Annotated in this window: 18 protein-coding genes; 11 read left to right on the top strand and 7 right to left on the bottom strand. The window is 51.9% G+C overall.

All coding sequences use genetic code 11. The features are described from left to right. The first annotated feature begins 13 nt into the window (after positions 1-13). The 6 genes from CKQ54_RS13235 to CKQ54_RS13210 all read left to right on the top strand — a co-directional run bounded on the left by CKQ54_RS13235 (position 14) and on the right by CKQ54_RS13210 (position 9,731). Entirely contained in the window at positions 14-2,164 is a 2,151-nt protein-coding gene (locus CKQ54_RS13235) for a hypothetical protein (RefSeq protein WP_120163452.1), read from the top strand. Positions 2,165-2,231: 67 nt separating this feature from the next. Beyond that, positions 2,232-4,067 carry a hypothetical protein gene (locus tag CKQ54_RS13230; protein WP_120163453.1) on the top strand — a complete coding sequence of 612 codons (1,836 nt, stop codon included), beginning with the start codon at positions 2,232-2,234 and terminating at the stop codon, positions 4,065-4,067. Between the two features lie 9 nt (positions 4,068-4,076). Continuing rightward, positions 4,077-5,738, top strand: coding sequence for a hypothetical protein (locus CKQ54_RS13225; RefSeq protein WP_120163454.1), 1,662 nt, complete (start codon positions 4,077-4,079; stop codon positions 5,736-5,738). Next, positions 5,698-7,671, top strand: a complete 1,974-nt coding sequence (locus tag CKQ54_RS13220; RefSeq protein WP_244220206.1) for a hypothetical protein — start codon at positions 5,698-5,700, stop codon at positions 7,669-7,671. The genes CKQ54_RS13225 and CKQ54_RS13220 overlap by 41 nt, the downstream gene beginning before the upstream one ends. Further along, positions 7,655-9,076, top strand: a complete 1,422-nt coding sequence (locus tag CKQ54_RS13215) for a hypothetical protein (protein WP_120163456.1) — start codon at positions 7,655-7,657, stop codon at positions 9,074-9,076. Before CKQ54_RS13220 ends, CKQ54_RS13215 begins: the two co-directional genes overlap by 17 nt. Positions 9,077-9,317: 241 nt before the next feature. Further along, on the top strand, positions 9,318-9,731 hold the full coding sequence (locus tag CKQ54_RS13210; RefSeq protein ID WP_120163457.1) for a hypothetical protein: 414 nt from the start codon (positions 9,318-9,320) through the stop codon (positions 9,729-9,731). Between the two features lie 62 nt (positions 9,732-9,793). Here the strand turns inward: CKQ54_RS13210 and CKQ54_RS13205 are convergent, their stop codons facing one another. From CKQ54_RS13205 to CKQ54_RS13190, 4 genes are all read right to left on the bottom strand, one after another. Further along, entirely contained in the window at positions 9,794-10,765 is a 972-nt protein-coding gene (locus tag CKQ54_RS13205; protein ID WP_120163458.1) for a chemotaxis protein, read from the bottom strand. Positions 10,766-10,963: 198 nt separating this feature from the next. Continuing rightward, the gene (acuI, locus tag CKQ54_RS13200) at positions 10,964-11,941 is read right to left on the bottom strand and encodes an acrylyl-CoA reductase (NADPH) (RefSeq protein ID WP_120163459.1); all 978 of its coding nucleotides are present in this window, start codon (positions 11,939-11,941) and stop codon (positions 10,964-10,966) included. A 154-nt stretch (positions 11,942-12,095) separates the two neighbouring features. Then, entirely contained in the window at positions 12,096-13,451 is a 1,356-nt protein-coding gene (locus CKQ54_RS13195; RefSeq protein WP_120163460.1) for an LLM class flavin-dependent oxidoreductase, read from the bottom strand. A gap of 9 nt (positions 13,452-13,460) precedes the next feature. Continuing rightward, the gene (locus CKQ54_RS13190) at positions 13,461-14,447 is read right to left on the bottom strand and encodes an MsnO8 family LLM class oxidoreductase (RefSeq protein ID WP_120163470.1); all 987 of its coding nucleotides are present in this window, start codon (positions 14,445-14,447) and stop codon (positions 13,461-13,463) included. Positions 14,448-14,676: 229 nt separating this feature from the next. Between CKQ54_RS13190 and CKQ54_RS13185 the strand changes: the two genes are divergently transcribed. Next, positions 14,677-15,909, top strand: a complete 1,233-nt coding sequence (locus tag CKQ54_RS13185) for a M20 peptidase aminoacylase family protein (RefSeq protein ID WP_120163461.1) — start codon at positions 14,677-14,679, stop codon at positions 15,907-15,909. Between the two features lie 172 nt (positions 15,910-16,081). Here the strand turns inward: CKQ54_RS13185 and ispG are convergent, their stop codons facing one another. After that, the gene (gene ispG / locus CKQ54_RS13180; protein ID WP_112289214.1) at positions 16,082-17,203 is read right to left on the bottom strand and encodes a flavodoxin-dependent (E)-4-hydroxy-3-methylbut-2-enyl-diphosphate synthase; all 1,122 of its coding nucleotides are present in this window, start codon (positions 17,201-17,203) and stop codon (positions 16,082-16,084) included. 364 nt (positions 17,204-17,567) lie between these two features. Here ispG and CKQ54_RS13170 point away from each other — a divergent pair, with 364 nt between their 5' ends. From CKQ54_RS13170 to CKQ54_RS25660, 4 genes are read left to right on the top strand one after another with little or no spacing between them, the layout of a single operon-like run. Continuing rightward, positions 17,568-18,497, top strand: a complete 930-nt coding sequence (locus CKQ54_RS13170) for an ABC transporter substrate-binding protein (RefSeq protein ID WP_181955548.1) — start codon at positions 17,568-17,570, stop codon at positions 18,495-18,497. 15 nt (positions 18,498-18,512) lie between these two features. Beyond that, entirely contained in the window at positions 18,513-19,016 is a 504-nt protein-coding gene (locus CKQ54_RS13165; RefSeq protein WP_112289212.1) for a GNAT family N-acetyltransferase, read from the top strand. A gap of 27 nt (positions 19,017-19,043) precedes the next feature. After that, positions 19,044-19,961 carry an amino acid ABC transporter permease gene (locus CKQ54_RS25665; RefSeq protein ID WP_120163464.1) on the top strand — a complete coding sequence of 306 codons (918 nt, stop codon included), beginning with the start codon at positions 19,044-19,046 and terminating at the stop codon, positions 19,959-19,961. 12 nt (positions 19,962-19,973) lie between these two features. After that, positions 19,974-20,819, top strand: a complete 846-nt coding sequence (locus tag CKQ54_RS25660) for an amino acid ABC transporter ATP-binding protein (protein ID WP_244220205.1) — start codon at positions 19,974-19,976, stop codon at positions 20,817-20,819. 79 nt (positions 20,820-20,898) lie between these two features. On the opposite strand, the gene phoH is transcribed toward CKQ54_RS25660, so the two are convergent. Both phoH and CKQ54_RS13145 read right to left on the bottom strand, forming a co-directional pair. Next, positions 20,899-21,687 (bottom strand): phosphate starvation-inducible protein PhoH, encoded by a 789-nt coding sequence (gene phoH, locus CKQ54_RS13150; RefSeq protein WP_112289210.1) that lies wholly within the window; start codon positions 21,685-21,687, stop codon positions 20,899-20,901. A gap of 63 nt (positions 21,688-21,750) precedes the next feature. Then, positions 21,751-22,164, bottom strand: a complete 414-nt coding sequence (locus CKQ54_RS13145; RefSeq protein WP_120163465.1) for a hypothetical protein — start codon at positions 22,162-22,164, stop codon at positions 21,751-21,753. Positions 22,165-22,336: the final 172 nt, after the last annotated feature.

The following is a 22,336-nucleotide window of genomic DNA, read 5'->3' as shown; positions in this document are numbered from 1 at the left end:
AGAGGAACACCCTATGTTAACTACCGCTTTGCAGCAGTCGATCAAAATCCCTACTGATAAGTATCTGGGCGAAACTGAGTATATCTGTACCTGTTACGGCGACAGCCTCGACAAGAACACGTATTACGTGGTGCCAGAAATTCCGGTATTTGTCGCCAGGGATGACAAAAGCCCCAGCTTTATGTTTTACAAGTATCGCGGCGAAGATATGCAAGGCGGTTATACCCAGTTTACCGTGATGTTGCCGCTGCCTTCCGAAGACCTGCAAATCAAAATCCGCGCGGAACTGTACGGCAATATTCAGGGCCAGCTGACGGCGAAATCGACGCTGATTGTCACCTATGTGAAAGCTGAACAGGCCTCGGTGGCGGATCCTGAAAACCAGACCAAGAAAGCGGCTATGGACACGGCGCTGAAAAATACCGGTCTGAATGCTGAGCAGGCCAGCAAGTTTGTCTCGCTGTACGACAGCAGCAAAGGCAATGATCAGTTCCTGCCGGAGTTGTTGCCGGAAGAAGCGCAAAAAATCAATCTGTTACAGCCGTCGTACACCTCGGCGCAGGCCACGTTAATTCTTGATGATAATGAGAAATTCTATCGTCAGATCCCGACCCCATTATCGCCATCTGGTCTGGGCGATAACCGTACCGTGTTCGGCCTGACGCTGACCGGCGAAGGCGCCACCCTGTTTGAAAATGTGCTGACCGGCACGGATAAGAACTCCAGCGTGGGCGTTCGTTTTAACTTCAATCTGGATGCCTCCCTGCCCGCAGCCAAAGTCACGGTCAGCTACGACAGCGAGATCACCAAGTCCGTCACGCAAACTATTTCTTACCATACGTGGTCGGCGGATGAGAAAAAAATTGAGCGGGAATACATCGAAAAAGGCGCGATCAAAATTGATGTCCAGGTCGGGCTGACCGCAGCAGAAATGGGCATGACACCCGATCAGTACATTAAATGGAAAGAAGGCCTGACGGCGTGGGGACAGAAGCAGGTTGAGCAAATCCTGAGCAGTCAGACCGGGCTGGACATGAGTCTGGATATGCTTAATGACGCAGGCAACTTTGGGAAATTCCAGGAAAGCCTGAGCCAGACCAAAAGCTTTACCCGCGTTTATGACGAAAACTCGGTCGTGTCGTTTGCTATTGCGCCGCAGACCCAGTTGCCGTCTATTCAGTCCATCGTGGGTGAAGACAATCTCAAAGAATATTTCAAAGAGTACGACCTTAACGATCCTTTCTATCAATACATACAGCCTGAATTTTTTGTCACCCAGGATTTGTCCACCTATAACATTGCCAATATTGTCGTGACCGCCATCTACGACAAAGACAATCAAAGCACCCTGCAGTTTAGCCCTAAAGATATGGATCCGAAAAAAACCGGCAAATGGTATATCAAGCCTGAACTGGGTCGCGCCTTTAAATACTCCTATACCGTCAATTTCAGCGGGTTACAGGCTAAACCCTATCATTCTGGCGAGATCCAGAGCGACCGGGATCTGATTATCACCATCAATACCGCCCAATGCGGCGTAGTGTTTGCCGACATTTCCACTCTGCTCGATCCGCAGGGATGGAAAGTCTTCAGTCAGGTGGTGGTTAAAACCCAATATTCCGATCCGGATAAAGGCGTCGAACTTAAAACCAGCAGCCAGGTGATCAGCGCAAGCGTGCCACCTAAGCCTTTCATTTATCCGATCGGCACCGCCGTGGAAAAACCCATTTATTACTCCGCCGACTACTATGCCATCGATGGCGACAGCCTGACTTACATTCCCACTGGGGTTGAGACCAGTCCGCAGTTACCGGGCTACGGGCTGATACATGGCAACCAGATCCTGATCGCTAACGCCCTGCCGAAACAGCAGAAGTACACCATCATCTTCAAATATACGCAGAAGGAGGTGTCGCTGATCACCTTTGAAATGACGGTCAAATACCCGAAATGGGACTTCAGCGAAACGCAAAGCCTGGTGGTGACCGAATTTGACAGCAAGTCGCTGACCCAGTCCCTGACCTTCGATCTCATGCAGGCAGAAAGTGGTAATGAGCCGGAGATAACCTATACCTCGACCCTGTACTACGGCGATCAGGGCGAAGAAAAAACCATCGACAAGACGGTGTCGAATACCACCTCAATCGTGGTGGTGAGTTTCTGATGCTCTGAAAAACGCAGGGCAAGAAGTCTTTGCCCTGCCTTTACTTTCGCAACGCAGGATTGTCGCTATGAACAGCCAGATCGTAGTGCAAAACATTTGTTTTATCCGTGCCGACCCGGACAGCGCTCTGTATTTTTACTGCGCCGCTGCGCCGTGCATCAAAGTGACGCACGACAATCAGCCCGCCGTTCAGCTACAGATTTTCAGAAACAGCCGCGAACCGGCCACCGTTTACTATGCCACCTTGTCATTGCAGACCTTGTTGTCCAGCAGCCCGGAGGCCGCGCGCGCGGCGGCCGATGCCAGCCCGGACATCCCGCGCGATGCCATTCTTTTACCGTTGCAGGCGATTTCGTGCAGTGCCACGCTGGATATTCCCGGCTTCATCAGCGGGCAGACCAGCAAGACGGCGTTAAACGACCAGCAAAATTGTTATCTGCTGGCCAGATTGTCTGAGCAAGCGGATATCGCCCTGCTGGCGAAGCTGATGGAAACGCCGGAAGCGACACCGGTCGCGGTCAGTTACAAAATCGATTATCTGCAACAGTTACCCCCTGCCAGCTTTGAACTGGAGGCGAGCTGGGACAAGGTTTATGAATTCCTGCAGGAATCATTCGGCTTCAGCCTGCTGGTTTTTTCAGTGGATATCGAGAAAACCTCGTCGCGTCTTATCAGCGAAAAAGTGGTGACCATCAAAGTCAGGGAAACCGATCCCGACGGGCATATCGCCCAGGCGGGTGCTGAACTGACGCAGATCCTGCTGAGTGAGTTTTTCACCCCGGTGTTTGCCGATGTGCCTGCGCAAACCCAGCCCCGCGCGGGTTTTTATCTGCAACGGGTGTCGGTTAAAGACATTGAGCAACGTCGTTTAAGCGGCAAGCTGAGCGAAACCACAGTAGTGCAACGCTCACTTTATCCGCAGGCGTTGTTCGGTGAACTGGTCAAAGGCACCGACTATCAGCCTGGTCGGGTGATCAGCCAGAGTGATTTACAGGATGATTTCTTTGCCAGCCGTAAGGTGCAAATCAGCTTACTGACGCCCGAACTGGACAGCAATGTTCAGCTGGTGATGGCGCGCCTGCGTTATGGCGAAAATATTCAGCAATTTACTTTTCGCAACGGCGATGTGCAGCCAAAGCATTTCAAGGCACCGAGCATTCTCGACCCCAAAACCGGGAAAATGCTCTGGCCGGTCGGGTACGATTTTACCGTCTATTTTAATCAGCCATTCGGCGGTGTGAATTCAGTCAGCTCCGGCGAGCTGTACACCGAACTGGACGATATTTACCTCGATCTGGATTCAGTCTATGCCCGCTATGATTTTCTCATCGCGGCAGCCAGCCAGTTTGACTGGAACTGGTATCAGTCCGTGCTGGTGACCCTGCGCTGTCGTCATATGCTGCTGCCTGCCTCCGTCGTCTCGAAAAGTTTTCAGATAACCGCCGGTTCGCCGCCGGTGCATTATCCGGTCACGCTGCCCAATCCCGATTTGTATCTGTTTGAGGTCATCAAGGATTACAGCAGCGCCGTCAATTCTCCTCACATACCGGCGAAGATGAATGAGCCGACCAGCCAGACTGTTTCCCTGTTCTCCAGCCTGTATCACCAGCGGGTGTTAATGCTTTCTGCCACCCTCGACTGGCAGGAGGTCGGGGAAGTGATCGTCTCGGCCAGTTATGCCTGGTCGGCAACTGACAGCAACGCCACCCTGCAACAAGTTTTTAAATTTACCGAATCCGACGCCGCCGCTCAGTGTTTTAGCGCAGATCAGCCCGACCCTGCACGACTCAGCGTCGATCTCGATATCTGGTTCATTTACCAGCCGGGACAAGGTAAAGACAAACCCGAGCACATCCAGACCACCACCGTTCAAGACAGTATCGATATCGCCAACCTCAATTAAGGAAACGCCATGTTATTACTCAGAGAAAGAACCCAAACCATCAATAACATTACCTTCTTTGCCGATGATTCTGATGACTCACAGTTCTGGTATTTACCCGGTGACATTCACATCGCGCAGAATGATAAAAAGCCGGTCTTTTCATTGATCAAATACACCGGTGACGGCAGCAGTCAGCAAGGCGGATACATCAATTTTGAAGTGGATACGTCCATTGAAGAAGATGTGCTCGACAGCGCATTTAAAGAGTATCTCAGCAAGCTCAAGGTTAAGCCGGTGAACCCCCGCAAGGCTCAGGTTCCTTTCGATAAAGGCACGGTGAATTTCTTTGTTCTGGGCGCAGAAGGCACCAATGGCGAGCTGATCAGCGCCCAAAGTCCCAGCCTGTTTGGCAAGAACAGCGCCATCTTCAGCGCCAAACTGACACCGGAACAGGCGGTCATTCTGGAAGCCGCCTTTAATCAGGCGCAGGCACCGGCGGCGGTAGCCTACAACCTGAGTTTTACCGGCATCACGCCTGCTTTAAAAGTGGAAGTGGAAGCCAAATTTGAAAGCCTTTATAAAGAATTCGATCTTAAATTTGGCGCTAACATTCCGATCCCGGTAGAAACGCCTGCCAGTTTCTGGCTCGGTTTTGACAGCGTCATCAAGAAGTTGCAACAGGATCAGAAACTGGTGATCAAAATCACCGAAAGTATGCCGGGTGATCAGGCGGAAAAGGAAAAAGAATGGGCGTTGCAGTTCGTCAAAGAAGAGATCCTCAAAAGCTTCTTCACTGCCTCGCTCAGCCTTAACGATGACAGCAATACCCAGGCAAAATCCGCCAGTTCTTCCATTCTGGATTCTCTGATCGCCAGCGATAAGAAAGAAGACGGAGAAGAAGGCGGTAAAGGTGGCCTGTTCCCCAGCGGCTCGCTGGAGATAAAAATGGTGCGCATCGAAGAAACCAAAGCACTGAACTTTAACTACATCTCATCGAAAGCCATCAGCCAGTCAGCCGTGCCCCAAAATTTTATTGGCAGCGATATCCTGCACGCCAAAAAAGAGGCGCCCTACTTTATTGAAGTCAACGTCAACGATCCGTTCTTCCAGAAAATTGATTTCACCGTACTGGGGCCGGACGGCTTTGATGAATATGGCATTAAAGCCGCGACTTTTAAAATCGGCTACAACAAACAGGTTTACACCGCTCCGGCGTTCACCGCCGATGACGGCACCTGGAACCAGAACATTTCCCGCAGCAGCAACGTCAACGAATTGTTTGATATCCAGAGTGAGTTTGTTTTCAAATCCGCCGCCACCTCCGGCTGGGAAGGAAGCAGCAGTTACCAGCCAAAATCGCAATCGGCTTCAACCTTGCTGAACCTCGACCCCGCCGCCGTGCTGACATTCAACGAAATCTCCATTTTACTCGACAAGAAGTTCTCGTGGGAAAACTGTAATCAGGTGATCGTCGAACTGACCTATCTCGACGACAAGCAGAGCAAAAAAAGCAAAAAGTACACCTTCAGCGAGGATAAAAAAGACCCGCAGACCTTCAGATACCGCTGCCTGACCGAGAAGCCCTGGCTGGTTAATTACAAGATTACGTACTTCCTGGTCGGCGGTAAAACCTCGACGCTCGAAGGCAGTGAAAACCCGGTGGGCATCGTTATTCCGGCTGTGGCGTAAGCGGCTGACGATGACCGAACTCAATACCGTACTCCCGGTGGCATGGAACGCCCTGGTGGATGCGCTTTGCCGGGCAGCGCCTCATTTGCGGGCAACGCTGGCACCGGAGATCGCCCGTTTTAGTCAGGCGCGGCTGACCTCCGGCGGCTTGTCTGCGGCATTCAATACCAGCCTGCTGGCCTATAACGGCTGCCCGCTGGAATTCACGGTCGCGACCTCAAAACCGCATGCGCTGGCCTGCACGCTGGATCCTTTTCTGCCGCGCTTTACCGAAAACCGCCGGATGGCGGCTTTCTCCCGGCATGTGCAGCATATCGTTGCCGGTTCGCCGCAGGATAACGTTGAAGCCTGTTTTGCCGCGATGGAGGAAATACAAAGCCGCAGCACGCAGCCGTTGCGGTTTGGCTCCTGGCTGGGGCGAAAATATTCTCCTGACGGTGTGAAAACCAAGGTGTATTCGGAAGTGCATGGCGATGCGTTGGATGAAGTCAGCTTGCCCGGCGCGGTGGAAAAGTTTTCTGCCGCTGCCTGCCGGCGGGCAGGTTTGTCATTACTGATGGTCGGCTATTACCCGCAGCAGGCTGATGCGCCGCGTGAGTATTATTTTCAGTGGCACAGCGCACGCATCACCCACGCGGATATTGCCACCGTGATGCGTTTTTTCGAATGCGGATCCCTGTTACCGGCGCTGACGTCCTTACTGGAAAAGGCACTGGCACAAACTCTGAACGGACAGACTTTTCCGCCAACCACCTACGGTTTTAGTCTGTCCTGCGGTCAGGATGGCGCGCCGGAAAGCGTGACGCTGTTTGTGATGGCCGCGAGCTTCTTTGGTGACAACTCGCGGGTATTCCCCGGCGTACAGGCGTTGCTGCGGCAAAACGATCACACCCTGCCTTTGTTCCAGCAGGTGATGACCGGTGAAATTCCCGTGCAGTTCAACGTAGTGGGTTTTTCGGTGGACAGGCAACACCGCAGCGGACTCAGTTGCACCTTCAGTCCGCAGAATTCGCGTTTTAACGTCCTGTCGTTAAAACCGACCTCTTCCACCGCGCAACCCGACAGTCCCGGTCTGAAGACGCTGCTGGCGCAACAGTGCGCCAGTGGTGCCTTTGCGTCACATGTCAGAACCCCCGACGGGCGCTGGCATCAGGACGAAAATGCGTTTGTCACGGCGCAGGTATTACGCACGCTGGCATACACCCCGCAGACGGCAGCGTGTATCGAAAAGGCGCTCGATTTTTTAACTGCCTGCGAAATCCGTCCGTCTCACTTCAGTTTCTGGCCGCCGGACGCTCATCCCCAATGGATGAAGAACCAGAAAATCTGCGCCGATATTGATGACACGGCCATCATCACCGAGCTGCTTTATAAGTTTGGTCGAATTTCACGGATGCAGGTCAGGCAAACGCTGGCGCAGATGAACAGTTATCAGGTGAGACAGGTTGATCCCCGACTGGCGGCCGGACAGCACCAGTGGGCGGAGTGTCAGAGTTTTTACACCTGGATGCAGGATGACAACAACATCAGCCAGCTTGATTGCTGCGTTAACACTAATGCGCTGATTTTGCTGCATCGGCTTGCGGACGACGGCGGTGTCATGCCGCCTGCCTGTACGCGCATTCTCAACATGCTGAGTCAGGCGGTGCAATGGAGCGGTGATGATTTCGACAGGCTCAGTTTGCTGACGCCTTATTACGCCCATCCCGGCGAATGGCACGCCACCTTGATCTACGCCAGACAAGCCGGCGTTCCGCAGCTCACGCCGGTGATCAATGCACTGGCCCGCTGGCAATTACCTGCCGGTCAGCCGGAAAGCCCGCTTTACCGCCGGCACGACGGGCGATACCTGTGGACGTCACCCAATCTGAACCACTTCAGAACGCTGGCTCAAACCGAATATGCTGAGGAAAAAGATGAATATATTTCTTAATAACCTGGTGACGCTGAACCAAATTATCCTGCAAAACGCCCGCGAACAATTTCCGGATATCAGCGAAAAGCACTTACGCTATCGGGCGGTACAGGCCGTGCAGGCAGACGATCTGGCCGCCAAAGTCTGCACAGAAGTCGTTTCAGGAGAAACACGCTACGAGATTGCCACCAGCACCGACGGCACAAGCTGGAAGATGATGCTGAATTTCACGCTGAGTCGCCAGGTACCTCAAATCCCCTACGTTGTGCTGAGCTACAGCACCTTCGGTAATCCCGAAGAGATGATCTTCGATAAAGTACTTAAGGCCGGAACGGACAATACCTATGAGGCAGAACTGGAGCTGAATGAGTTATCACAACGTGATGCCCTGTTGCGCGCCCTGTCGGATTTTGATGCGCAGACCACGCTGGTGATTGCCATCACCACCGATCACAGCATTATCAATACCATTACCGACCCAAAAGTTTTCTACTTTGCACAAAACTACTATCCGTATATTTATCAGGGCATTCTGCCGCCGCCAGCACGCTTGCAACTGACGCTCCTGCCGCTGGTTTATCACAACGTGGCGTACAACTATTATCAGGATTATGTCCTGAAAAGTTACCTGTACTATCTGCCCGATACCTTCGAGGTGGGGCTTGGGACTGACCTTAAACCCATGCTGTCGTTTTCATTCTCAGCACCGGAAAACGCCACCAGCCTGGATCAGGTTACCGTGTCGCTGGATTATTTTTTACTGCCAAAGGTTAATCAGGACCGCATCGCCAATGCCCGGGATCAGTTTTTGCAAAAACAGTCAGACGGCAAACTGGTGCCGTTTGCCAACGCCGATACGCTGACGTTGCAGCTGGAACTCCCCGTAGGCAAGACCGAGGAGAAAAATGCGCTGATCAACCTGCAAAGCGGGATTGCCGATTCATTCACCCTGCCCGTCAGTCAGTTTGTGACAATCTGGGACGCGCTGTTTTCTAAATCTCAGCAAAGCTTGTTACTCAAAGGGGAAGTGGAGGTTCAGTTCACGGGATTTAATCCTGACAAACTGCCGATGAAAATTGCGTTAGACGACAAATACAAAGATAAACCGCTCGATTTTATTACCCAGTCGGCACCGGTAGATATCTCCAATACGCTGACCTTTAAAAGTGATCCGAAAGCTTACAGTTCATCCGGACCGCGGCCTATCGCCCGTATGCTGGTCAATATCAGCAACCAGACATTTGAGTTAAATGAAGCCAGTCCGGACCATGACGTCACGGTGAAAGTCCCGGTTATTGACCTCATCCTTCATCCGGATAAAAAGACGGTTTATAAATACGATGTGCAAATCCGCTACGTCGACGGCAGTAAAACGGACCTTAATAACCAAACCTCAACTTTTGAGATTATTTATGTTCCGTGAATTTATCCGATATAAACGCCGGTAAATAAAGACATTCAAAAATCCGGTTAATAACAACCTGCTCAGGAGTCATGCCTATGCGAAAAAGCTGACGTGAAACTCACGACGTTAACCCTGTTACCTAACGTTTAACGTTCAGAGAATATTCAGTTTTGTAATCTATCTGTATCCAATTTATGAGAAATGACAATGCAGACATTCTGCATCGTCACCACAAAAACACTCTGTTATCGAGGTTCTGATGAAACACAAATATATGTTCGTTATTGCCGCAGGTATGTTGGTATCCGCACAAGGTTTTGCGAAAGTGAATGATGTGCCAAAAGGCGCGCTGGTTGTCCGTTACGGTGCCGCCAATACGGATGCGAATTACGCCACTCAGGATGGTTATCCGGGTAGATTACAAAACGTTTCAGCACTCTGTACGAAAACCGTTTCCGGCGTTGATAAGGCCAAAGTCGAAGCCTTAATTGCCACAGATCCCGGTCATCCGGTCGGCCTGAAACAGGCTGGTGGAACAAACGCATCCACACTGGTGAATAAAAATGCCACCGTCTCCACCGATCCGCTGCCAAATAGCCCTAACCACTGTCTGATCAGTAATATTGAACTGAAGAATATTAAAGGTGCATGGCAAATGTTTGCGCTGAATTAAGTCAATAATAAAAACCCCGCACAACATAAGGCGGGGTTTTTATAAATCAATTTTTCATAAAATCAAACGTGCGCAATCTTCTTCGCATCCAGCGCTTTATGGATCGCCGCTTCCAGCTCGTTAATTTCGAATTTGGCCACGTAGCCGTCGGCACCGACTTTGCGCACGTGATCTTCGTTGGCGCTGCCGGATAATGAGGAGTGGATAATCACCGGGATATTTTTCAGGAACTCATCACGCTTGATATTGAGCGTCAGCGTAAAACCGTCCATTTCCGGCATTTCCAGATCGGTAAGAACGAAGGAAATTTTATCGGCGATTGGCAGCCCTTCTGCTTTGCACTCTTCGGCCAGTTTGCGGATTTTATTCCAGGCTTCCAGACCGGTCACGTGCATCTGCGCCGGGATCTCCATCATGTTCAGGCCTTTTTCCAGCATCTGACGCGCGACTTTCGAGTCTTCCGCGACAATCGCCACCGTGCCCGGTTTCAGTTTGAACGCGCTGGTTTTCTTCTTGTCCATGTCGATATTGCTGTTCGGAATGATGTCATGCAGGATCTGCTCGACGTCGAGTACCAGCGCCAGACGGGTGCTGGATTTATCGCTATCCAGACGCGCGATACTGGTGATGTTGCGGCTCTTGACGCCGGATTCGGCAGCCAGCACCTGACTCCATTCGAGACGCACGATATCGTCCACTGATTCCACAGCAAACGCCTGCGTGCTGCGGGCATATTCCGTGACCAGCAAAATGTTCAGCCCGGTTTTCGGCACGCAGCCGACCACCGCGGGCAAATCAATCACAGGAATAATTTCACCACGAATATTCGCCATGCCCATCATCGGCGATGACATGCCTGCGGCTTTGGTCAGTGCCGGCATCGGCACGATTTCGCGCAATTTAAAGACGTTGATACCAAAGAGTTCAGATTGTTCGTCTTCCGGCGAGGTTCCAAGACGGAACAGCAAAAGCTCAAACCGGTTTGATGAAGTGAGATTAGTTCTCTCATCAATTTCTTTCTGAAAATTATCCATACTTTCCCCATGCCTGTCGTTATTCGTTTTTATCGGTGTTTGCGCTGTGCGTCGTTCGGAAAATAAGGAATTCCGTTCTCTTTTTGTCTCAGAGGGACGTTGTATTTATCGGCTGGTTTGGGGAAATTCTTTAGCGCGGCGGGAAAATTGAGCGGGGAAAACACCCCGGCATCGTTAAAATGCCGGGGCTGAACAGGGTTAACCGCCGATTTTCACCAGCGTTCTGCCCTGAATTTTATTATTCAGAAAATCTTCGGCATACGCCGGTGCCTGCTCCAGCGTAATCTCCGTCGCAGCCTGCTGATAGAAGCTTTCAGGCAGCGTACTCGCCAGACGTTCCCACACTGCCGCACGGTGTTCAGCGGGCACAGAGACGGAATCCACGCCCTGTAAACGCACGTTACGCAGAATAAACGGCATCACGGTGGTTGGCAGACCAAAGCCCCCCGCCAGACCGCAGGCCGCCACGCAGCCGCCGTAATTGGTTTGTGCCAGCACTTTAGCCAGCACTTTGTCACCTACAGTATCGATGGCACCGGCCCACAGCTGTTTTTCCAGCGGACGGGTTTCGGCAAACTCATCGCGGGACAGAATTTCGCTGGCACCCAGTTTGCGCAGGTAATCATGCGTGGATCCACGTCCGGTCACGGCCGTGACAGTGTAACCGAGGGTATGCAGCAGTGCCACGGCGGTACTGCCGACGCCACCGCTGGCACCGGTCACCAGCACGGTGCCGCTTTCCGGCGTCACGCCTGCGTCTTCAAGCGCCATCACGCATAACATGGCGGTGAAACCGGCGGTGCCGATGATCATTGCATTGCGTGCAGGCAGCGTTTCCGGCAGTGCGACCAGCCAGTCACCTTTGACGCAGGCCTGTTCTGCCAGTCCGCCCCAGTGGTTTTCGCCCACGCCCCAGCCGGTGAGGATCACCGCTTGTCCCGCCGAATATCGTGGATCGTTACTGCGTTTTACATGGCCGGTGAAATCAATGCCCGGCACCATCGGGAACTGGCGGATGATTTTGCCTTTGCCGGTGATCGCCAGCGCATCTTTGTAATTGAGCCCTGACCAGCTGATATCCACCAGCACGTCACCCGCGGCCATTTCCGGCAGTGCGATGTCTTTCACTTCGGCCAGAGTGGCTTTGTCTTGTTGTTCGAGAACCAATGCTTTCATTTCATTTCCTTTATCAGTTCAAAGATTTCTTATGGTTTTGTCGAAACCTACGCCCCTTTTTTCTGTGAGACAACCCCCGCCGATCCCCTGCAAAGCAAAAAGCCCGCTCGGGACTACCGGAGCGGGCTCGCATAAAAGCATTAGTATGTTGTAACTATTTTTCGTTCACTGTCTCGCGGCGGGTTTCCTGCACGCTGTAACGGTTGATTTTAAACGGAATGTCCAGCCGCTCGCGCAGGGTTTGCGCCTCTGACGGATGCCAGTAACCCCGCGCCGCCAGCACCGGCAGAACCAGCCGGGTGATATCGTCCAGCGCTTCCGTCAGCACCGGTCCGCTGATGATAAAGCCGCTGGCACCGCCCTCTTCCACCCAGCGGATCAGGCGGTCAGCCACCTGTTCCGGCGTACCGAAGAATTCACCGCGCGGCAGCGTGGTCTGATAGGCGATTTCACGCAGCGTGAGGTTCTCTTCCCGCGCCAGTTTCTTGATGCTGTCAGTGGTCGAACGGAAGGTGTTTTGTCCTAAATCACCCAGTTCCGGGAACGCACCGTCCGGCGGATACTGGCTGAAATCATGATGGTCGAAGAAGCGCCCGAGATACGCCAGCGCGTCATCGAGCGAAAGCAGGGAAAGCAGATACTGATATTTTGCCTCGGCCTCTTCTTCGGTTTTACCGACTATCGGGCTGATGCCGGGGAAAATCCCGACCGGATGACGACCATTTTTCGCGACCTGCGCCTGCAATTTTGCAGCGTATTCCTGCGCTTCTTCCAGCGTGCGGGCGTTAGTGAATACCGCATCGGCAGATTTGCCTGCCAGCGCGATACCGGCATCAGACGCACCGGCCTGGAATATCACCGGCTGTCCCTGTGGCGAGCGCTGAATATTCAGCGGCCCTTCCACCGAGAAGAACTGTCCCTGATGATTCAGTTTGTGCAGCTTCGCCGCATCAAAAAACACGCCGCTTTCACGGTCACGCACAAACGCGCCGTCTTCCCACGAATCCCACAACCCCTGCACCACATTGATATATTCTTCCGCAATCTGATAACGCAGCGCGTGTTCAGGATGATCTTTGCCGAAATTTTTCGCGGAACCGGCCAGCGGTGATGTCACCACATTCCAGCCCGCACGTCCCTGACTGATATTGTCGATGGACGCCAGCTGACGCGCCACCGTGAACGGGTCGCTGTAAGACGTTGAAATGGTGCCTGCCAGACCAATGCTGTGCGTGGCTGATGCCAGTGCAGAAAGCAGTGCCACCGGCTCGAAACGGTTCAGAAAGTGTGGCAGCGATTTTTCGTTGATGTGCAGACCGTCGGCGACAAACAGAAAATCAAATCCTGCAGCTTCAGCGCGCAAGGCTAAATCGCGGAAGTACGGAAAATTCACACTGGCATCGGCAGGCGCTTTTTCATGTCGCCACGAATTCATATGTCCGCCCGCACCGTGCAGCATCAGACCCAGCTTTATACTTTTTGAATTGCCTGAATGACTTGAATGGCTCATGAAAACTCCTTAATGCTGGCCTGCCAGCAATTCGATGGACTTCAGACGCACCGCGGCATCTGTCAGTGGGGTGTGGATCACAAATTCATTCACGCAAAGACGGCGCTGAATATCGCGCAGTTGCTGATGGATATCGCCGGGCGTGCCGTGCAACACGCTGAGCTTCTGCTGCTCAATCTGGTAGTGCGTTGCGCCCGCCTGTTGTACAAAGGCCTCCGCCTGTTCGCGGGTGCCCACCGTGACGTGCCGGTCGCCCACCGTGACCCGAAAATTATGTTGCTCAGCCACCAGCGCTTCCGCCCGTTCGCGGGTTTCTGCTGCCAGCACCGCCAGACTGACCAGCGCCTGCCCTTGTCCGGCAGAATATTCGTGAAAGGCCAGCACGGATTCCGTCATCACCTGTTCCGAGGTATTGATAAAACCGGCGAACACAAAATTCCAGCCGAGCGATGCGGCCAGCCGCGCGCTTTCCGGGCTGGCACCCAGCAGAAATCGCTGCGGACTGACGGGCGGACTCGGCAACGCACGGGCTTCAGTACCAGCCAGATGGTCATCCAGATGAGTCAGATAATGCGTCAGTTGCTGTAACTGCGCGGGAAATCCGGGCGCGGAATCTGCCGGTGTATGACCGCGCAGGGCTTTGGTAGAAAGCGGCAATCCGCCGGGCGCTTTGCCGATGCCGATATCCACGCGATCCGGCGCCAGCGAGGCCAGCAGATGGAAATTCTCGGCCACTTTATACGGGCTGTAATGTTGCAGCATCACGCCGCCTGAACCGATCCGCAGCCGGGATGTACGCGCCAGCAGCCAGGCAATCAGCACTTCCGGCGAGCTGCCTGCCAGCCTTTCGGTGTCGTGATGCTCAGAAACCCACAGGCGGTGATAACCCAGCGCTTCGGCTTTTTGCGCAAAAGTGAGCGTCGCTTCCAGTGCCTGCGCCGCTGTCTGCCCGTCGTTGATCGGGCTTTGATCTAATAAACTCAGTCGGTAATTCACCTGGGCATCCCTTTTATTCATTGTGACAAAAAGAGTTCCATGAAATACGACCAAAGCTAAATAATAAAAACACGTTTCTATAGTCAGTAATTTGCTATGCACTCGTGTGTGCAAAATGACTATAAATTATAGCGACTGAGTATTTAGTTATTTCCCTCGCTCTGGCTAGCATGAAATGAACCGCTACATTTGGGTAACAATCATTTTCAGACAATAAGGTTATTTCGCCATGAGCATTTCACTTGCCGAAGACACGAAAAACATCGCACCTGACAATTTATCAGCAGACAATTCATCAGCAAACATTTCATCAGCAGACAATCCATCAGGATTAGAAGAACAACTCATCGCCTGGCGCCGTGAATTACATCAGCATCCGGAATTATCCAATCAGGAGTTTGTTACCACGCAAAAAATCACCCAATGGCTGAATGCAGCCGGGATCCGCATTTTATCCCTCGGGTTGAAAACCGGCGTGGTGGCGGAAATCGGACCTGAACACGGTCCGGTGGTGGCGATTCGCGGTGACATTGATGCCCTGCCGATTGAAGAAACGTCCGGCGTGCCGTTCAGTTCGCAACAACCCGGTGTAATGCACGCCTGCGGACACGATTTCCATACCTCGGTTATTCTGGGTGCTGCCCATCTGCTTAAAGCACGTGAAGACCAGCTACCGGGCCGCGTGCGGTTGTTTTTCCAGCCAGCGGAAGAACGGTTCGGCGGCGCGTCGCAGCTGATTAAAGCCGGTGCGCTGGAAAATGTGGATGCTATTTTCGGTCTGCACAATGCGCCGGAATTGCCGGTCGGCACTTTCTCCACCAAAGGCGGCGCGTTCTACGCCAATGTTGACCGCTTCCAGATAACCGTGACCGGCAAAGGCGCGCACGCCGCGCATCCGGAAGAAGGCGTCGACAGTATCGTCACCGCCAGCCACATTGTGACCGCGCTGCAAACGGTGGTCAGCCGCAATGTCAGCGCGCAGGAAGCGGCGGTGGTCAGCGTCACCCGCATTGAAGGCGGCAATACCTGGAACGTGTTACCACAAACCGTTGAACTCGAAGGCACGGTTCGCACGCACAACAGCGAAATCCGTGAGCAAATTCCGCAGCGCATCCGCAAAGTCATCGCGGGTGTCGCAGAAGCGCTGGGCGCAAAAGCCGAATTGCACTGGTTTGGCGGGCCACCGGCAGTAGTCAATACGCCGCGCTGGGCCGAGTTCAGCCTGAAAGCAGCGGATGAATTTGGCTATAAAACCGAAGTCGCGCAGGCACAAATGGGCGGTGAGGATTTTGCGTTTTACCTGCATCACGTACCGGGTGCGTTTGTCAGCATCGGCTCGGCCAGTGATTTCGGTTTGCATCATCCGCAATTTAATCCCGACGAATCGGCTATTTATCCGGCGGCAGAATATTTCCAGCAACTGGCTGAAAAAGCACTGGATGAATTAACCAGGGAAAAATAAAGTCTGTTCGTATATTGGCGAAGATACGCCCGGCTATTCCGGGCGTTTACCTCTTTGACTTAAAAGAAAGGCTTAAATGAAATCTGTAATATTTATAAATTTGTCAGCAACAGGACTGCCCGTCGGCAAAATCATTGTTATTTAAACATTAACGTTGCGAATTTTATTGGGATTATCCATTTACCATATCAATATGATTTTTATGATTCATCATCGCGACTCTGGCACGTATTTTACTTTCAAGCTGGTCAATTATTTTATCGTTGTCAAAACGTTCTTTCTGACGTACGCCTCCTTCATAAAAACTGCTTTTATTATGACCTCCGGCAACGCCTAAGGTTGATACCAATGCTTCACCCGGACCATTCACGACACACCCAATAATTGACACATCCATCGGAAGGGTAATATCTTCAAGGCGTTGTTCCAGTTCATTAACGGTTTTAATCACATCAAATTCCTGCCGGGAACAGGTTGGACAGGCTATAAAGTTAATACCACGGGAGCGAATACGCAGGGATTTTAAAATATCGAATCCTACCTTCACTTCTTCGACAGGGTCAGCGGCGAGAGAGACACGCAGAGTATCGCCAATCCCTTCTGACAGCAGCATACCAAGTCCAATCGCCGATTTTACGGAACCACTGCGCAATCCGCCTGCTTCAGTGATCCCCAGATGCAGAGGTTGCACAATTTGTGCCGCCAGCAAACGGTATGACTGTACCGCCAGAAAAACATCTGACGCTTTTACACTGATTTTAAACATATCAAAATTCAGACGATCCAGAATATCTACGTGACGCATCGCAGATTCCAGCAAGGCTTCCGGTGTGGGTTCGCCATACTTTTCCTGAATATCTTTTTCCAGTGAACCGCCATTGATGCCGATACGGATAGGAATATTTTTGTCACGTGCGCAGTCAACGACTGAGCGAATACGGGCTTCATTACCAATATTACCGGGATTTATTCTCAGGCAATCAGCACCGTATTTTGCGACCTGCAACGCTATACGATAGTCAAAATGAATATCTGCAATCAGGGGAACATTCACCTGTTCCTTAATCATTCTGAATGCCTCCGCCGCATCCATAGTTGGGACTGATACACGAACAATGTCTGCGCCTGCTTTTTCAAGAGCATTAATCTGACTCACCGTGGCATTCACATCATTCGTATTGGTATTCGTCATTGACTGTACCGTTATTGGCGAATCTCCGCCGACAGGCACTTTGCCCACATAAAGTAATGTTGATTTACGTCGTACGATTGGACTTTTTTGAGCATCGCTCATGGATATATCCTTATAAATAAAAATCAGGAAAACTTAAAAATCACTTCCAAATGAAAGTTTATTCTACGTGCTTCAGGGGATCCCCTTACACCGATAAATATGAATATTTTAAGGTGAATCTCAAAAATAACATGTGCCTCTTTATTTTTTCTTTTTTGAAAAACTCAGCCCAAAAGGTATCAATAATGTTGCTGGCCTTTATCACTTATGTTTCGTCGAAGCCCTTTGCGTATGGCATTTCTATTTTCTCTCTTTGATTATTTAATTTTGTTGTTTTACATCCCTGTAACACTCGGGAATAGTGAAAGCGTCACTTCACGGTCATCACCCCTTAAAATAAGAATGCAGGGTAAAAATAATAATGATGAAACATAGCGCAACCATCACAGCCACCGCCATCGCGGCAATATTAAGTTTTTCATCAGCGGCATACGCCGCGCCAGGTATTGATCTGATTGCCAATGAAACCCCCATTAATACGCCGAAAAGCCCGGAAGCCGTGGCAAAAATCCCGGCGAACTTTAAGTTTGTCGAACCGGGCACGCTGACCGTGGCACTCGCGGTTCTTGGGAGCGCCCCGCCGTTCGGGCTGTATGCCCGCGATAACAAAACCGTGATCGGCAGCGAAGCCGATATCGCCCGTCTGGTGGCGGACGGTTTAGGCCTGAAACTCAAAGTGGTGCCGGCTTCATGGGAAGACTGGCCGCTGGGTGTGACGTCGGGGAAATATGACGCTGCCATCTACAACATCACCGTCACTAAAGATCGCAAAACCAAGTTTGATTTCGCGACCTATCGTCAGGACACGCTGGGCTTTTACGTGAAAAGCGACAGCAAAATCACATCCATTACTTCTGCGCCGGATATCGCCGGTAAACGCATCATCGTCGGTTCCGGCACCAATCAGGAAGCCGTGTTGCTTGCCTGGGACAAAGAGAATCAGGCTAAGGGATTACCGGCACTGAAACCGCAATATGTCACCGATGACGCTGCTGCCACGCTGGCGATCCAGTCCGGTCGCGCCGATGCCACTTTCGGGCCTAACGTCACCGGTGCGTATAAAGCGCTGCTGACTGGCAAAACCAAACTGGTCGGCACGGTGCCGGGCGGCTGGCCGAAAACCGCCAATATCGCAGTGACGCTGAAAAAAGGTAACGGACTGGTGGATGCCGTGCAGGCGTCGCTGAACAGCGCCATTGCCAGCGGGGCTTATATCAAAGTTCTGGACCGCTGGGGTGAGAGCGTCGAAAAAATCGATCATTCAGAAATTAACCCGCCTGGACTGGGCGATTAATCAGAGGACGCCACGATGAGCGAAGACGTATTTATCCAGACCGTAGCGGAAGATCCGCTGATTGCGCCGGTGATTCAGGGTTTATTCGGCGAATACCGTGAACGTTACGGCGACTATTTTGCCAGCAAGGAACCTGAGGATGACAGCGTGTTCGCCCGGCCCGACGGCGCATTTATTGTCCTGCTGCGAAACGGAGCGCCCATTGCGATGGGCGCGTATAAGCGTTACGACGCCGAAACCGCCGAGCTAAAACGCATCTGGACGCACCGCTCGCTGCGCCGTCAGGGGCTGGCACAGAAAATTTTGCATGAACTGGAACGCCGCGCTGCCGCTTACGGTTACCGGCAGGTGTTTCTCACCACCGGTTTCCGCCAGCCGGAAGCGGTCGGGTTGTACTTATCTCACGGTTATCAGCCGCAGTTCGATACGCGACTGGATCCGGAAGTCTATTCCCGGCCTCCTTATGACGGTCGTCTGCCGTTTACCAAGAAACTGACCGCCGACGTTCCGGTGTCGTAATCAGCAGCAAACAGAAAGAGAAAGACTATGAGCGAAAATGCCCTTTCATCTGTGAATCATCCCCCGCTGAAAGTGGTGCCGGCGCGTTATCCGTGGCGGCTGGCCGGTGCCGTCTTTTCAGCGTTTATTCTGCTCGGGATTATTCAGTCGATTGCGACAAATTCCCGCTGGGAATGGGGCGTGTTCCGGCAATGGTTTTTTGATCCCGTGATTTTATCGGGTCTGGGCAAAACGCTGTTACTCACCCTGCTGGGCACCCTGTTTGGCGTCATTTTCGGCACGGCTCTCGCCCTCGCCCGCCTGTCGAAATCTTATCTGCTGAATGCGCTGGCCTGGGGCTATATCTGGCTGTTCCGCTCATTGCCGCTGTTGCTGGTATTAATCATCCTCTACAACTTTTCCTATCTGTACGACAACCTGTCGCTGGGCATTCCGTTCACTACAATCTCCTTTTTCAGCACCCCGACGGTGGATTTGCTGGATCAGTTTTCGGTTGCCGTTCTCGGCCTTTCGCTGGTGCAGTCCGCCTATACCGCAGAAATTATCCGTGGCGGGATTTTAGGCGTTGAGCACGGGCAGCATGAAGCCGCCGCCGCGCTGGGATTACCGGCTTACCGTCGCACCTTCCGCATTATTTTGCCGCAGGCGCTGCGCTCCATTCTGCCGACCGGATTTAATGAAGTGATCAGCCTGGCGAAAGGCACGTCGATTGTTTATGTGCTGTCGATGCCGGAACTGTTTTATACCGTGCAGGTGATTTACAACCGCACGCAGCAGGTCATTCCGTTGCTGATGGTGGCGACGATCTGGTATCTGCTGATCACCACCGTGCTGTCTGTTTTGCAGTATTACGTCGAACGTTATTTCTCCCGCGGCACCGTTCGTCAGGTCGCGCCGACTCCGTTGCAGCGTCTGCGTCAGTGGCGCGTTGCCCGTCCTCATTAAAGGGAAAATCCTATGTCCGAAGCCTTTGATTTATTCGTTAACCGCCCGGCAGATGCTCCCGCAGAACGGCAATTTGTGCCTAAACCGCACAGCGCAACCGTCGGGCGCATCGACATCAGCAATCTGAGTAAATATTACGGCGCACATAAGGCGCTGGATAACGTCAGTCTTAGCATAGAACCGGGCACGGTGACGGTGATCCTCGGCCCTTCCGGCTCGGGAAAATCCACCCTGCTGCGCACCATTAATCATCTGGAACGCGTAGATGAAGGTTTTATCCAGATTGATGGCGATTACATTGGTTACCGGCGCAAAGGCGACACGCTGTATGAACTGAAAGAACACGCCATTCTCAAGCAACGTACTCACGTCGGGTATGTGTTCCAGAATTTCAATTTATTCCCGCACATGACCGTGCTGGATAACATTATCGAAGCGCCGGTGGTTCACGGATTGCTAAGCCGCAAACAGGCCATCGCCCGTGCGTATGAATTGCTCGACACCGTCGGCCTGCGTGAAAAAGCACTGGCATGGCCCCGACATCTGTCAGGCGGACAGCAACAACGCATCGCCATTGCCCGCGCGCTGGCACTCAATCCGAAAGTGATGTTATTTGATGAACCCACATCAGCGCTGGATCCCGAACTGGTCGGCGAGGTGCTGGATGTGATCAGGAAACTGGCTCAGTCAGGCGTCACGCTGGTGGTAGTGACGCATGAAATAGGCTTTGCGCGTCAGGTGGCCGATCAGGTGGTGTTTATGGTGGATGGTGCAGTGGTGGAAACCGGCAGCGCGGCGCAGGTGCTCGACCGTCCACGTCATGCGCGTACCCGCAGGTTTCTGGAAAAAGTGCTGTAAATACGGGTTGCTGGTGATGTGAAGAGATGAAAGCCCGGACAGTCCAGTCGCCGGGCTTTTTACTGAAACATGGGAGGAATTAAGAGTACGCGTGCAGCGTATGTTTACACAGTTCTGAACGCACGCAATCCTCTTTGCCAAACTGAATGATGCCAACCATCTCGTCTTCTTCGAAGCGGGACATTGCATCGCTGAGCCCCGATACTACGCCGCGTGGTAAATCGCACTGGGTAATATCACCGTTAACGATCACCGTCACGTTTTCACCGAGACGGGTCAGGAACATTTTCATCTGACTGGCCGTGACATTCTGGGCTTCATCCAGAATAACCACTGCATTTTCAAAAGTTCGCCCGCGCATATAAGCGAATGGCGCAATTTCAACTTTGCCTATTTCCGGTCGCAAGCAATATTGCAGGAATGATGAACCCAGTCGACGTAATAAGATGTCGTAAACCGGACGGAAATAAGGCGCGAACTTCTCAGAAATATCGCCGGGTAAGAAACCGAGATCTTCATCGGCCTGCAATACCGGACGTGTCACTATAATTCTGTCGATTTCTTTATGAATTAATGCCTCTGCCGCTTTCGCAGCGCTGATAAATGTTTTGCCGCAGCCCGCTTCGCCGGTGGCAAAAATTAACTGCTTATTCTCTATGGCTGATAAGTAATGACCTTGAGCTTCAGTACGCGCTTCGATGACGGAAGTATCGCGACTGTCGCGAGCCATTCCGATCGATTCCAAACCGCCCATCTGTACCAGTGACGTCACAGACTCTTCCTCGCGCTGGCGGTGACTGCGTGAATCATTACGAATAACACGTTTTGCTTCACGACGAGCTTTGATCACTGCTTTCTGTCTTCCCATAGTGGCACCTTACAGTTTGATTCACTTAACGCTAAGGCATAATGCCCGCACGATTATGTTTCACTAACAAATGAGGTTTTGGTCTCCTTTTAGACCAAGTAGAGCCAATGAATAACGTGAAGAGGAAAATAAACCAAAGCGATTGGATAATAATCTCCTGGTTGTTTTCTGTTCACGAGGAGGCATTGCCAATGTCGTCAATAATGACAAACCGCTGACCCATAAAATGAGATATCCAGGATAAAAGCCAGTGATATTCACATCATTTTTATCAACAATTGAGGGGTCATTTAAAGAACAGGGTTGAGGTTGCGTGGATGATGATTGTTGTAAAAAGCGGCAGGAATAAACTGAAAATGATGACGTCAATATTGGAGAGACGGTGGCCTTGCCCTCGTTTGCATTTAAGCGACAACAACGAGTCAGGCAGTGAAGCATGTTATTTTCATTCACCAGCCCAAACATGGACTTTACCATTCGCGCTCCCCGCAGTGTTATTAACGGCACCTGCCGTACACCTTGTGAAAACCTGTCTTGTACATCTTAAAAACTATCGCTTTATAATTTCAGTATAATGACAGCTGAAATATTTGCGTTACCAAAATGTAAAAAAGTTTGTGGCTGGCGTCAATAGGATCACGCGGTCCTT

The organism is Rahnella variigena (genome assembly GCF_003610915.1).
GTDB lineage: Bacteria > Pseudomonadota > Gammaproteobacteria > Enterobacterales > Enterobacteriaceae > Rahnella > Rahnella variigena.
The sequence above is the reverse complement of the archived record's forward strand: the minus strand, read 5'-3'. Positions and strand labels throughout refer to the sequence as shown.

Bases quoted from the DNA above. Each gene is read 5' to 3' on its own strand.
- CKQ54_RS13235 (WP_120163452.1), top strand. From the start codon at position 14: ATGTTAACTACCGCTTTGCAGCAGTCGATCAAAATCCCTACTGATAAG.
- CKQ54_RS13230 (WP_120163453.1), top strand. From the start codon at position 2,232: ATGAACAGCCAGATCGTAGTGCAAAACATTTGTTTTATCCGTGCCGAC.
- CKQ54_RS13225 (WP_120163454.1), top strand. From the start codon at position 4,077: ATGTTATTACTCAGAGAAAGAACCCAAACCATCAATAACATTACCTTC.
- CKQ54_RS13215 (WP_120163456.1), top strand. From the start codon at position 7,655: ATGAATATATTTCTTAATAACCTGGTGACGCTGAACCAAATTATCCTG.
- CKQ54_RS13210 (WP_120163457.1), top strand. From the start codon at position 9,318: ATGAAACACAAATATATGTTCGTTATTGCCGCAGGTATGTTGGTATCC.
- CKQ54_RS13205 (WP_120163458.1), bottom strand. From the start codon at position 10,765: ATGGATAATTTTCAGAAAGAAATTGATGAGAGAACTAATCTCACTTCA.
- acuI (WP_120163459.1), bottom strand. From the start codon at position 11,941: ATGAAAGCATTGGTTCTCGAACAACAAGACAAAGCCACTCTGGCCGAA.
- CKQ54_RS13195 (WP_120163460.1), bottom strand. From the start codon at position 13,451: ATGAGCCATTCAAGTCATTCAGGCAATTCAAAAAGTATAAAGCTGGGT.
- CKQ54_RS13185 (WP_120163461.1), top strand. From the start codon at position 14,677: ATGAGCATTTCACTTGCCGAAGACACGAAAAACATCGCACCTGACAAT.
- ispG (WP_112289214.1), bottom strand. From the start codon at position 17,203: ATGAGCGATGCTCAAAAAAGTCCAATCGTACGACGTAAATCAACATTA.
- CKQ54_RS13170 (WP_181955548.1), top strand. From the start codon at position 17,568: ATGAAACATAGCGCAACCATCACAGCCACCGCCATCGCGGCAATATTA.
- CKQ54_RS13165 (WP_112289212.1), top strand. From the start codon at position 18,513: ATGAGCGAAGACGTATTTATCCAGACCGTAGCGGAAGATCCGCTGATT.
- CKQ54_RS25665 (WP_120163464.1), top strand. From the start codon at position 19,044: ATGAGCGAAAATGCCCTTTCATCTGTGAATCATCCCCCGCTGAAAGTG.
- CKQ54_RS25660 (WP_244220205.1), top strand. From the start codon at position 19,974: ATGTCCGAAGCCTTTGATTTATTCGTTAACCGCCCGGCAGATGCTCCC.
- phoH (WP_112289210.1), bottom strand. From the start codon at position 21,687: ATGGGAAGACAGAAAGCAGTGATCAAAGCTCGTCGTGAAGCAAAACGT.
- CKQ54_RS13145 (WP_120163465.1), bottom strand. From the start codon at position 22,164: ATGGTAAAGTCCATGTTTGGGCTGGTGAATGAAAATAACATGCTTCAC.